Origin of the sequence: Aquipuribacter nitratireducens (genome assembly GCF_037860835.1) — a bacterium.
In the GTDB taxonomy this organism is placed as follows: domain Bacteria; phylum Actinomycetota; class Actinomycetes; order Actinomycetales; family JBBAYJ01; genus Aquipuribacter; species Aquipuribacter nitratireducens.
The window spans coordinates 100164-111850 of record NZ_JBBEOG010000011.1 but is presented as its reverse complement, the minus strand read 5'-3'; the positions used below and the strand labels follow the sequence as shown (position 1 = coordinate 111850).

The 11687-nt window shown below is 75.5% G+C and carries 11 protein-coding genes, 1 tRNA gene and 1 other RNA gene; 3 read left to right on the top strand and 10 right to left on the bottom strand.

Annotation, left to right across the window (positions count from 1 at the left end; translation table 11 throughout):
- Positions 1–673: UbiA family prenyltransferase (locus WAB14_RS16875; RefSeq protein ID WP_340271500.1), on the bottom strand; the 673-nt coding region annotated here is incomplete at its 3' end.
- Entirely contained in the window at positions 670–1875 is a 1206-nt protein-coding gene (locus WAB14_RS16870; protein ID WP_340271499.1) for an inositol-3-phosphate synthase, read from the bottom strand. The genes WAB14_RS16875 and WAB14_RS16870, both read right to left, overlap by 4 nt.
- Positions 1876–1995: 120 nt before the next feature.
- Here WAB14_RS16870 and WAB14_RS16865 point away from each other — a divergent pair, with 120 nt between their 5' ends.
- Both WAB14_RS16865 and WAB14_RS16860 read left to right on the top strand, forming a co-directional pair.
- Positions 1996–4077: a M3 family metallopeptidase gene (locus WAB14_RS16865; RefSeq protein ID WP_340271498.1), complete on the top strand. Its 2082-nt coding sequence runs from the start codon at positions 1996–1998 to the stop codon at positions 4075–4077.
- 93 nt (positions 4078–4170) lie between these two features.
- Positions 4171–4731 (top strand): GNAT family N-acetyltransferase, encoded by a 561-nt coding sequence (locus tag WAB14_RS16860; protein WP_340271497.1) that lies wholly within the window; start codon positions 4171–4173, stop codon positions 4729–4731.
- 66 nt (positions 4732–4797) lie between these two features.
- Here the strand turns inward: WAB14_RS16860 and WAB14_RS16855 are convergent, their stop codons facing one another.
- A complete protein-coding gene (locus WAB14_RS16855) occupies positions 4798–6231 on the bottom strand; it encodes a hypothetical protein (RefSeq protein ID WP_340271496.1) in 1434 nt (477 codons plus the stop codon).
- Between the two features lie 151 nt (positions 6232–6382).
- An RNA gene (rnpB, locus tag WAB14_RS16850) (RNase P RNA component class A) lies at positions 6383–6758 on the bottom strand.
- 131 nt (positions 6759–6889) lie between these two features.
- On the opposite strand from rnpB, the gene WAB14_RS16845 reads away from it, so the two are divergent.
- A complete protein-coding gene (locus WAB14_RS16845) occupies positions 6890–7345 on the top strand; it encodes a hypothetical protein (protein ID WP_340271495.1) in 456 nt (151 codons plus the stop codon).
- Between the two features lie 25 nt (positions 7346–7370).
- Here WAB14_RS16845 and WAB14_RS16840 read toward each other — a convergent pair whose 3' ends face one another.
- The 6 genes from WAB14_RS16840 to WAB14_RS16815 form a co-directional block, all read right to left on the bottom strand.
- Positions 7371–8567 (bottom strand): bifunctional RNase H/acid phosphatase, encoded by a 1197-nt coding sequence (locus tag WAB14_RS16840; RefSeq protein ID WP_340271494.1) that lies wholly within the window; start codon positions 8565–8567, stop codon positions 7371–7373.
- On the bottom strand, positions 8564–9304 hold the full coding sequence (locus tag WAB14_RS16835; RefSeq protein ID WP_340271493.1) for a zinc ribbon domain-containing protein: 741 nt from the start codon (positions 9302–9304) through the stop codon (positions 8564–8566). Before WAB14_RS16835 ends, WAB14_RS16840 begins: the two co-directional genes overlap by 4 nt.
- A gap of 43 nt (positions 9305–9347) precedes the next feature.
- The gene (locus WAB14_RS16830) at positions 9348–10478 is read right to left on the bottom strand and encodes a Nif3-like dinuclear metal center hexameric protein (RefSeq protein WP_340271492.1); all 1131 of its coding nucleotides are present in this window, start codon (positions 10476–10478) and stop codon (positions 9348–9350) included.
- 46 nt (positions 10479–10524) lie between these two features.
- Positions 10525–10598: transfer RNA gene (locus WAB14_RS16825), tRNA-Val, on the bottom strand.
- A gap of 22 nt (positions 10599–10620) precedes the next feature.
- Positions 10621–11145, bottom strand: coding sequence for a peroxiredoxin (locus tag WAB14_RS16820; protein ID WP_377002387.1), 525 nt, complete (start codon positions 11143–11145; stop codon positions 10621–10623).
- 1 nt (position 11146) lies between these two features.
- On the bottom strand, positions 11147–11572 hold the full coding sequence (locus WAB14_RS16815) for a DUF3052 domain-containing protein (RefSeq protein WP_340271491.1): 426 nt from the start codon (positions 11570–11572) through the stop codon (positions 11147–11149).
- Positions 11573–11687 lie beyond the last annotated feature (115 nt).

The window sequence follows — 11687 nt, the reverse complement described above, 5'->3', positions numbered from 1 at the left end:
CGTGCCCTGCGGCCTGCCACGGCCGGCCCGCGCGCCACGCGCTGCGGGCGCCCGCCCCGGCGACCGCGACGGAGCCGCCCGCCGCGGCGAGCGTCGCGACCTGGGCGCGGGTGGCGGGGACGGGCTCGCTGCCGTGCACCTCGCCACGGCTGAGGTCGGTGACGGCGAGGGTGTGGAGGCCGACCGCCAGCGCGGGCAGCAGCGCGGCCCGGGTGCCCTGCCGCGAGGCGGCCGCCCCCAGCAGCACGTCGAGGCTGCGCGTGAGGGCCATGCTGACCGGCGCGAGCGGGCCCCGCTTGCCGGCGAGGTCGTAGAGCCAGACCGCCGCGCCGATCCCCGCGGCGACGGCGGCCGGGCGCCGCCCGCCCGCCAGGGCCGCGACACCGACCCCGGCCGCCGTCAGCCCGGCGGCCGCACCGAGCGCGTGCGTGGGCGCGACCCGCCCGCTGGGCAGCGGTCGCTCGGGCCGCTCCTCGGCGTCGAGGTCGCGGTCGGCCCAGTCGTTGAGGGCCATGCCGGCCCAGTACAGCGCCACCGACGACAGCGGCAGCGCCCACCCCGCTCGGGCGCGCGGGCCGTCGCCGGCGGCGAGGCCGACGAGGACGTCGCCGGGCACGGTGACGACGGCGGGCAGCCGGACGAGCTCCGCCCAGTCCCGCCACGTGGCACTCACGGGCGTCGTCCCGCGAGCTCGTCGACGAGGCCGAGGAGGGCGTGCCACTGCTCGGCGAGGGCGTGCTCGTGGCTGCCCACGGGGTCCTTGAAGAAGAACCCGAGCTCCGGCACCGCGCCGCTCCGGCCGGCGTCCGCGCACGCGGCGAGCAGCCGGACGAGGTCGAGGACGAGCGGCGCCGCGAGCGCGGAGTCGCAGCCCTGCCACGTGAACTGCAGCTGCATGCGCGTGCCGAGGAAGCCGGTGAAGCCGACGTGGTTCATCGCGGTCTTCCAGTCGCCGAGGTCGGCGACGTAGTCGATGTGGAGGGGGCCGGGCACCGGGCGCCCGACGATCGCCTCGAGCGCCGCGGCCTTGGTGGCGGTCTTGCTGCGGGCGGCGACAGGGTCGGCGAGCGCCTGCCCGTCCCCGCCGCCGAGGATGTTGAACGACGACCACGAGTCCACGTGCAGCGCCCGCTGGACGAACATCGGTGCGAGCACCGACTTCAGCAGCGTCTCGCCGGTCTTGCCGTCCGCACCGGCCCACGGGACACCGGCGCGGCGGCCGAGCTCGGCGACGGCGGGGACGCCGACGCCGGGGCTGGGCGTGAACGCGACGACCGCGGCGCCGGCCTCGTAGGCCGCCCACACCGCCTCGGCGCTCGCGGGCAGCGGGGAACGGCCCGCGTCCCAGGCGGCGCGGACGGCCTCGGGCGAGGCGAGGTCGGTGACGAGCTCGGCGTCGTCGGTGTCGAGCGGCGGCTGCGTGCTCGAGACGTCGACGACGACGAGACGGTCGAGGTCGTGGCGCCCGTGGAAGTCCCGCATCGCCGCGGCGAGGGCGGCGACGCGGCGGCGCTGGTCGGGTTCGGCCGCGGGCACGACGACGTCGGCGTCCGCCGCGTCGAGCTCGGCGCCGAGGGCGACGACGAGGTCGCGCGGCACGACGCCCTGCGCGGCGAGGACCTCGGCACGCTTGCGGTAGCCCGTGACGACGACGTCGTGCCCGCCGAGCACGACGTCCTCGAGCGACGGCAGCGCGGCGGGCGCCAGGGAAGGCAGCTCGCTGACGAGACCGACGGGACCGGCGAGACCGGCGCGGACGGCCGCGGCGCCCAGCACGGCGGTCGTCGCGACCGACCCGCGGGCACCCACGAGCCAGGCACCCGTCCGGCAGGAGCGAACGGACGGAACGGGAGAATTCGTGACGGCGTCGTCCACGGGCCGAATACAAGCACGACTTCCGCGCACTACCAACCCCCTTGCGCCTGTGGTTCTCTCGGCTTCTGTCTGTTACCCAGTAAAAGTGCAGGTACCGCACGGCACGTAGGCTCCGGACCCGTGACGACGACGGCACCCGCTCCCCTCCCGCTCGATCCCGGCAACCCGTTCGCCGTGCCGAGCGACCTGCCGTACGGCCTCCCGCCGTTCGACCGGATCCGTGAGGAGCACCTCGCACCGGCCCTCGAGGCAGGCCTGGCCGAGCAGCGCGCCGAGTGGGAGTCCATCGCCACCGACCCCGCCCCCGCCACGTTCACCACCACCCTCGAGGCCCTCGAGCGCAGCGGCGCCCTCCTCGCGCGGGTGACCGCCGTCGTGAACGCGCTCTCGTCCGCGCACGGCACCGAGGGGGTCCGGGCGGTCGACGCCCGCTTCGCGCCCCTGCTGGCCGCGCACGGGGACGCGCTGCACCTCGACGCCCGCGTCTTCGCCCGGGTCGACGCCGTCCACTCGGCACGTCACGACTCGGGCCTCGACGCGGAGCAGGTGCGGCTCGTCGAGCGCTACCACCGCGACTTCGTCCGGGCCGGGGCCGCGCTCGACGAGACGTCGAAGGAGCGGCTACGACAGATCAACACCGAGCTGTCGACGTTGTCGCAGCGCTTCTCCACGCTCGTCACAGACGCCTCCAACGAGGCCGCGGTCCACGTCCTCGACGAGCACCGGCTCCGGGGGCTCGGCGACGGCGCGAAGGCCGCCGCCTCTGCCGCCGCCGCCGAGCGAGGGCTCGACGGCTGGCTCCTCACCCTCGTCCTGCCGACCCCGCAGCCGGTCCTCGTCGACCTGCAGGACCGCGACCTGCGACGCGAGCTGCACGAGGCGGCGGTCGGGCGGGGGCTGGGCCGCGACGGCACGGTCGACACCCGTCCGGTCCTCGTGCGCATGGCCGCCCTGCGGGCGGAACGGGCGGCGCTGTTCGGTCACGCCACCCACGCGGACTACGTCCTCGACGACCAGACGGCCGGCAGCCTCCCCGCCGTCCTCGACGTCCTCGCCGGCATGTGCCCGACGGCCGCCGCGAACGCGCGCGCGGAGGCCGCCGAGCTCGAGGAGCTGCTCCACGCCGACGGCCACGAGGGACCGCTGCAGCCGTGGGACCACGCGTACTACGCCGAGCGGCTGCGCTCCGCGCGCTTCGCGGTCGACGCCGCCGAGCTGCGGCCCTACCTGCGCCTGGACCGGGTCGTCGTCGACGGGGTCCTCCACGCCGCCGGACGGCTGTACGGGCTGTCGTTCACCGAGCGGCCGGACCTGCCGACCTACCACCCGGACGTGCAGACGTTCGAGGTCCACGACGTCGACGGGCGCGGGATCGGCCTGTTCGTCGCCGACTGGTTCGCACGGCCGACCAAGCGGGGCGGAGCGTGGATGACGACGTTCGTCGACCAGTCGCACCTGCTCGGGCACCGACCCGTCGTCACGGTCTGCCTCAACGTGCCGAGGCCGGGCGCAGGTGCGCCCGCGCACCTCACCGCCGACGAGGTCGACACCGCGTTCCACGAGTTCGGCCACGCCCTGCACGGGCTGTTCTCCGACGTCACGTACCCGCGCTTCTCCGGCACGTCGGTGCCGCGGGACTTCGTCGAGTTCCCCTCGCAGGTCAACGAGCTGTGGGCGTGGCACCCGGAGGTGCTCCCCCGCTACGCCGTGCACGAGGGCGAGCCGCTGCCGGCCGAGCGCGTGGCGCGCCTCAAGGACGCCCTCGGCTACGGCGAGGGCTTCCGGACCACCGAGTACCTCGCCGCGACCGTGCTCGACCTCGCGTGGCACTCCCTGCCCGCCGGGCGGGAGGTCGCGGCGGAGGACGTCGAGGCGTTCGAGGCCGAGGCGCTGCGCCGCCACGGCCTCGACGTCGCGAGCGTGCCGACCCGCTACCGCAGCGGCTACTTCGCCCACGTGTTCGGCGGCAGCTACAGCGCCGGCTACTACGGCTACATCTGGAGCGAGGTCCTCGACGCCGAGCTCGTCGACTGGTTCACCGAGAACGGCGGCCTGGTCCGCGACCTCGGCGACCGGTTCCGGGCCGAGCTGCTGTCCCGCGGCGGCGCCGTCGACCCGATGGCGGCGTTCGAGGCGGTGCGCGGCCGGGCGCCGCGTCCCGAGCCGCTCCTGCGCCGGCGCGGGCTCCTGCCCGCCGCCTGAGTCGTGACGGGCTCACCGCCAGAGGTGCCGGCGCCGGACCCGCGGCCGGCGGACACGGCGTGGCCGGCCATGCGCTGGCCGGTGCCGGTCGGGGTGAGCCTGAGCGGGCACGGGGTGCGGGTGCGGCCCCTGGACCCGGACGCGGACGCCGACCCCCTGCGCGAGGCGCTCGACCACGACGACGTGTGGTGCCACCTCGCCGGGCGCGCGCACGACACGGCCTCGTTCGCGGCCGTCCTGCGCTCGCGCGCGTCAGCCGGCTGGCACCAGTGGTGCGTCCTCGACGACGGCGGCCGGGTCGTCGGCACGTCGAGCTACCTCGAGGTGTCGGTGCACGACGCCCGGCTCGAGGTCGGCGCCACGGCCTACGCGCGAGCCGTGTGGGGCTCGCACGTCAACCCCGCGTGCAAGCTCCTCCTGCTCGGCTACGCGTTCGACGACCTGCGAGCCGGCCGCGTGCAGCTCAAGACCGACGTCCGCAACGTCCGCTCCCAACAGGCCATCGCGCGCCTCGGGGCCCGCCCGGAGGGGGTGCTGCGTCGCTACCAGCGCCGCGAGGACGGCACGGTGCGCGACACCGTGGTCTTCTCCGTGACGGCGGAGGACTGGCCGGACGTGCGCGCCGGGCTCCTCGCGCGTCTCACCAGCGGGTGACACGCCGGCCCGGGTCCCGTGTCCACGCGTCGATGATCCGGCGTCCCACCACCCTCCACGACGACGTCAGGTCCCGTCGGCCTCCACAGCGGTGACGACGTCCCACCCCGCCGACCAGGTCGTGTCCGTGAAGGTGCCCGTCGACCCGTCGTCGAAGAGGTCGACGAGCACCCGGCGGCCGCGGTCGGCGTCGTACACCAGCAGCTCGCTGCCCGGCGTCCCGTCGACCTCCACGGACGCCACCGTCTCCCACCCGACGGACCACACGGTGTCGCTGATGGTCCCTGTCGACCCGTCGTCGAAGAGGTCGACGAGCACCCGGCGGCCGCGGTCGGCGTCGTACACCACCAGCTCGCTGCCCGGGGTCCCGTCGACCTCCACCGCGGTCACCGCGTCCCAGCCCGCCGACCACGTCGTGTCGCTGAACGTGCCCGTCGACCCGTCCGCCCGCAGGTCCACCAGCACCCGACGACCCCGGTCGGCGTCGTACACCACCAGCTCGCTGCCCGGCGTCCCGTCGACCTCCACCGCGGTCACCGCGTCCCAGCCCGCCGACCACGTCGTGTCGCTGAACGTGCCCGTCGACCCGTCCGCCCGCAGGTCCACCAGCACCCGACGACCCCGGTCGGCGTCGTACACCACCAGCTCGCTGCCCGGCGTCCCGTCGACCTCCACCGCGGTCACCGCGTCCCAGCCCGCCGACCACGTCGTGTCGCTGAACGTGCCCGTCGACCCGTCCGCCCGCAGGTCCACCAGCACCCGACGACCCCGGTCGGCGTCGTACACCAGCAGCTCGGAGCCCATCTGGGGCGCCGGCGTGTCGAGGACGATCGTGGCCCGCTCGGGACGGCGGAGGTTCTGCAGCGCGCACCCGCCCGAGATCTGCTCGGACAGTGCCGCCTTCTCGGCCGTGTCGACGGCCAGGCCCCACCGGTACTTCACCATGATCCACTCGGTGGCGTAGCGGCAGCCGAGGCTGAAGAGGCTCGGCGTCCACTCCGCGGGGTCCTGGTCTCCCTTGGCGCTCTCCACCGCACGACCGACCGCCGACAGCGTCGGGCGGAAGTCGGTGTCGTTGGCGTAGGCGCGGCGGGTCTCCGCCGACCAGCGGCTCGCACCGGAGTCCCACGCCTCGGCGAGACCCACGAGGTGGTCGACGACGACGCCGCCCGGGCTCGTCACCGTCGTGGCGTCGTACCACGAGCGCCACTGCCCGTCGAGGATCTCGCAGCCAGCCCCGACGGTCGCACGGACGCGGGCCTCGGAGATCAGCACCTCCTCGCGCGTGTCACAGTCGTCGCCGTCCGCGTCTACCCAGTGCTCGAACTCAGCCGGGGAGAACCCCGCCCCACCCTCGGCCGCCACGGGCAGGGCACGCAGGAGCTCGCGCGGGTGCGCGTACACGGACGGGTCCGCCGTCGCGGCGGCGGGTCCGGCGAGCGCGGACGCCGTCAGCAGCGCGACGGCAACGGTGACTGTGACGTGATGACGGCGCCGCACGGACGCTCCCCCCTGGAACGCTCCGACCTCCGTGGTGGGCAGCGTGAGCGGACGCTACAACCGTGTCACGGCCACTGTCATGAGATTAGGAGAGGTCCACCCGTCGCGCGCACCCGCGAGCATCCTGCAGCGGCGTCGACGAGGTACCGGGGGGACGAGCCGGCCTGTAAGCCGGGTTCTGTCCCGGTGCTCGCGCACCGGGGGCGACCATCCATCTAGGGCCGTCGTCGCCGACGGTCTCGTGCGGTCCACCCGGACGCTCGGGCGGGCAGCCCTCGGACGCGTCCTGTCTGACCTTGCTCCAGGTGGGGTTTGCCTAGCCGCGCCGGTCACCCGGCACGCTGGTGGTCTCTTGCACCACCCTTTCACCCTTGCCCCCGGCCGGTCGCCCGTCCGGTGGCGGTCTTCTCTCTGTGGCACTGTTCCCGCGGGTCACCCCGGGTGGGTGTTACCCACCACCTCGCCCTGCGGAGCCCGGACTTTCCTCGGCGGGCCCGGAGGCCCGACGCGGCCGCCCGGCCGGCTCGTCCCGGCAGCAGCGTAGTCCTCGCCGACCCGGCGTTACCGCATCGTGACGACGCAGCACGAATCGCTTCCCCGCCCGGCGGTGACCGGTGGGGTGCACGCATGTCGCGACGACGGAAGGACAGGTGACGACATGACACGCACGACCACCCCGACCGCCCCCACGACAGGTGCGCGCCGCACCCGGACCGCCGTCGGCGGTGGGGCGGCGGCCGCTGCGGCGCTCGCTCTCACCGGCTTCGCCGGCTGCAGCGACGACACCGTCGTGGAGGACGCCGAGGAGCAGGGCGAGGTCGCCCAGGACATCATCATGGGCGAGACCGTGACCATGCAGAACGAGGTCTCGGAGATCCTCGGCGACAACACCATGGCGATCGGCGCCGACGACACGCTCGTCCTCGCCGCCGACACCAGCGAGTTCAGCGAGGGCGAGCTCGTCCAGGTCACGGGCACCGTCCGGACGCTCTACACCCCGGACGTCCTCGAGACCGACTTCGACCTCGACGACGAGCAGGACGTCCTCGTGGACTACGAGAACGAGCTCGTCGTGGTGGCGGACGAGGTCGTCGACGTCCCGACGCTCGACTGATCCGAGGGCGGCGCTGCGCCGGCCCTCAGAAGAGGGTCGGCGCGGCGCCGGCGGGCACGTGGAGGCCGACGCCGTCGACCTCCGCGCCGCCGTCGTCCCACGACCGGACGGTGGTGAGCGATCCGGGCGCGCAGCGCAGGCGCCACAGCGCCTGCTCCCCGGCCCCGAGGACGCGACGGACGACGGACCGGATCGGCGTCATGTGGCACACGACGACGACGGTGCCGCCCTGGTGGCGCCGGACGAGGTCGTCGAAGGACGCCGCAACTCGCGCCTCCAGCGCCCGCATCGACTCTCCTCCCGGCGGTGCGACGTCGGTCCCGGTGAGCCACCGCGCGAACAGCTCGGGGTCGCGCTGCTGCACCTCCGCGGCGGTGAGCCCGTCCCACGCGCCGAAGGCGACCTCCGCCCACCCCTCCTCGACCTGCGGCGCCGGCCAGGCCAGCGCGCTGCCGAGGAGGTCGGCGGTCTGCCGGGCCCGCCGCAGCGGCGACACCACCACCGCGTCCACCCCGACGCCCTCGAGGAACACCGTCGCCCCTACGGCGTCCGCCCTGCCCTCCTCGGTGAGACCGGCGTCGTCGCCCGCGGCGCCGCTGAAGCGCCGCTCCTGCGTCAGCCTCGTGCGACCGTGACGGACGAGGAGGACGGTCGTGGCGCTCACCGGGTCGGGCACCTGGACGGCCACCGGGGCGGCCGTGCGCTCGGCCACCTCCGCGGTGGACCGCGCCGGCCCGGGATCGTCGTCCTGGTCGTGCGACGCGTCGTCCGGCCCGGCTCCGCCCAGCGAGGCGACCACGTCCGCGACCCGCCGCTCGCGCCCGTCCATCGCGTCGTTCGCGAGCCGGTCCGCGGCGGCGTTCTGCGCCCGCGGCACCCACGTGTAGCGGACCCGCGCGGGGTCGAAGGCCCGGCTCGCGTCCGCGGCGATCCCGGCGAGACGCCGGTCCTTGATCTTCCAGCGGCCCGACATCTGCTCGACGACGAGCTTGGAGTCCATCCGCACCTCGACCGACGCCGTGCGGTCGATCGCCGCGGCCATCCGCAGCCCGGCGACCAGGCCGGAGTACTCGGCGACGTTGTTCGTCGTCCGCCCGCACCGCTCCCCCGCCCGCGCGAGCACCGGGCCGTCGGCGTCGCGCACGAGCGCCCCCCACCCTGCAGGTCCGGGGTTGCCCCGTGAGCCGCCGTCGGCCTCGACGACGAGCCGCCTCCCGCTCACGCGGCGGTGCCGGCGTCCCGCACGAGGATCCGCTCGCACTCGGGGCAGCGGAGCAGCTCGTCGGCGGGCCGCGAGGTGAGGGCGTGGAGGTCGGACGGCGCCAGCGGCATCCGGCAGCCGTCGCAGCGGCCCTCCACCAGCGGGGCGGCGCCGCTGCCGAGGCGGTCCCGAAGCCGCTCGTAGATCCTCGTCATCGCCTCGGGCAGACCGGTGGCAGCGGCCTTCCGGTCGTCGCGCAGGGCCTCCTCCTGCGAGGCCAGCTCCGCGAGCCGCACGTCGCGGGCCGCCACGGCCTCGTCGTGCTCGGACTCGGTACGGGCGAGGCGCGCCTCCGTCGCCTCCAGGAGACCGGCCTGCTCCTCGCGACGCTCCATGACCTCGAGCTCGGCGTCCTCGAGGTCGGACTGGCGCCGGGCGAGGGACTCCAGCTCGTGCTGCAGCCCGACGAGGTCCTTCGCCGAGCCCTGCCCCGCCTCCAGCCGGGCGCGGTCGCGCTCGGCGCGTGTACGGACCGCCTGGACGTCGTTCTCGGCCCGCGCGACCTCGCGGTCGAGGTCGGACACCTTCGTACGGAGGAGGACGACGTCGTCGCGCAGGGACCGCAGGAGGGTCTCGAGCTCGGCGGCCCGGGCGGCCTCGGGCAGCGTCGCCCGCGTGTGCTGCACCTGGTCCAGTCGCGTGTCGAGGGCCTGCACCTCGAGCAGCCTCTGCTGGTCGGCGGGGTCCACGGTCACCACGTCGGTCTCCTCGAGCGGTCGGCTGGCCCGCGCCGGAGGTGCCTCAGGCGCGGGAGGTCCACGGGTCGGTCACGGTACGGGACACCGTGACCTCCAGGTGCTCCGCGGTGGGGTCGAGCGCGGCGAGCACCCGCTCGCGCGCGCCGATGAGGAACGGCCACTCGCTCGCCCAGTGCGAGACGTCGACGAGCCACGGCCCGCCGGCCTCGAGCGCGTCCTGCACGGGGTGGTGGCGCAGGTCCGCGGTCACCAGCACGTCCGCGCCCGCCGCCCGGGCGGCGCCGATGAGGCTGTCGCCCGCGCCGCCGCAGACGGCGACCCGCTCGACCTGCGCGTGGACGGGCCCGGCGATGCGGACGCCGCCGACGGTGCGGGGCAGGACCCGCGCCACGTGCTCGGCGAAGGCCTGCAGGCTCATGGGAGACGGCAGCTGTCCGACCCGCCCGAGCCCCTCGGCGCCCGCCGACGGCACGGTGGCGAGCAGCTGGAACGCCGGCTCCTCGTACGGGTGCGCGTCCCGCAGGGCCGCGACGGCGGCCGCGGCACGGTGCGGCGGCACGACCATCTCGACGCGGTCCTCGGCGACCTCCTCGCGGGCGCCGACCCGGCCGACGGCGGGCTCGGCGCCCGCCTGCGGCTCGAAGGTGCCCGTCCCCGTCACGGTCCACGCGCAGCGGTCGTAGTCGCCGAGGTGCCCCGCGCCGGCGGCGGCGAGGGCGTCGACGACCGCCTCGCGGTGCGCCGTGGGCACCTGCGTGACGAGGAGGTGGTGCGCCGCGCCCGCGGACGGCGCCAGCGGCTCCAGGGCCGTCAGGCCGACCACGCGGGCGAGCGCGTCGGAGACGCCGGGCGCGGCGGAGTCGGCGTTCGTGTGGACGGTGAAGAGCGCGCACCCGCCCCGCACGAGGCGGTGGACCAGCCGTCCCTTCGGGGAGTCGGTGCCCACGCCGTGCACGCCGCGCAGCAGGAGCGGGTGGTGGGCGACGAGCGCCTGCGCGCCGCTGTCGAGGGCCTCGTCGACGACCGCGTCGGTGACGTCGACGCTGAGGAGGACCGTGCGGACCTCGTCGTCGAGGTCGCCGCACACGAGCCCGACGGCGTCCCAGTCCTCGGCGAGGGCTCGCGGGTACGTCGCGTCGAGGACGTCGACGAGGTCGCGCAGGGTGACCGCCATGCTGCGGAGGCTAGTGCGTGGACGTCACCGCGAGTAGCGCTCCTCGTGGGCCCGGCCGGGCTCGAACCGACGACACCCGCGGTGTAAGCGCGGTGCTCTGACCAACTGAGCTACAGGCCCCTGCGTCGCAGGGTAGCCGCGCTCACAGCGCCGTGACGGCGCTCCGGTACGACCCGAGGTCGCGGGCCTGGCCGGGTCCGAGGACCACCGACCACCGCACGACCCCGTCGCGGTCGACGAGGAAGGACCCGCGCGTGGCGAAGCCGAGGGTCGGCAGGAACACGCCGTAGCGTCGCGCGACCTCACCGTGGGGCCAGAAGTCGCTGAGGAGCGGGAAGCGGTAGCCCTCGGCGTCCGCCCACGCCCGCAGCGCGTGCGTCGGGTCGCACGACAGGCCTGCGACCTGGACCCCGTCCGCGGCGAAGGCCGCGAGGTCGTCCCGCAGCTCGCACAGCTCGCCCGTGCACGTGCCGGAGAAGGCGAAGGGGTAGAAGACGAGCAGCGTGGCGCGCGCGTCGCCGGCCAGCAGCTCCGGCAGCCCGACCTGCTGGCCGTGCTGGTCACGCAGGGCGAACGCGGGCGCCGGCTCGCCGACCAGCGGGACGGTGCCCTCCAGCGGCAGGCCGATGTCGGGGCGGTCCGTGGACCGCTCGCGCTCGAGCGTCACCTCAGCGCCGGCCCTTGGGGCTGGCGAGGCGGGTGCCGGACCAGTCGGGGCACGCGCTCACGCTCGACGTGGCGTGCAGGCCCGCGGTCAGCGCGGCCTCCTCGATGTCGCCGGGCTCGACGTGGTCGGGGCGGCCCGCCTTCGGGGTGAGCAGCCACACGACACCGCCGTCGCCGAGGTTGGTGAGCGCGTCGACGAGGGTGTCGACGAGGTCGCCGTCCCCGTCGCGGAACCACACGAGCACCGCGTCCGCGACCTCGATGGAGTCCTCGTCCTCCAGGGGCTCCCCCGCGGTCTCCTCGATCGAACGGCGCAGGTCCTCGTCGACGTCGTCGTCCCAGCCGAACTCCTGGACTACCTGCCCCGCGCGGATGCCGAGGCGTCGCGCGAGGTCCGTGTCCGCCGGTCGGTCGGCGGTGGCAGACATGTCGTGAGCTCCCTACGTCCCTGGCCCCCAGGCCCTCGCCCCGGCGACGGTGCGCGCCGGTCGCAGTAGTCCACCCCACCCGCCGCGCACCGCGCAAGCGTGGCGCGGTCGCGTC

Bases quoted from the DNA above. Each gene is read 5' to 3' on its own strand.
- WAB14_RS16845 (WP_340271495.1), top strand. From the start codon at position 6,890: ATGACACGCACGACCACCCCGACCGCCCCCACGACAGGTGCGCGCCGC.
- WAB14_RS16830 (WP_340271492.1), bottom strand. From the start codon at position 10,478: ATGGCGGTCACCCTGCGCGACCTCGTCGACGTCCTCGACGCGACGTAC.
- WAB14_RS16815 (WP_340271491.1), bottom strand. From the start codon at position 11,572: ATGTCTGCCACCGCCGACCGACCGGCGGACACGGACCTCGCGCGACGC.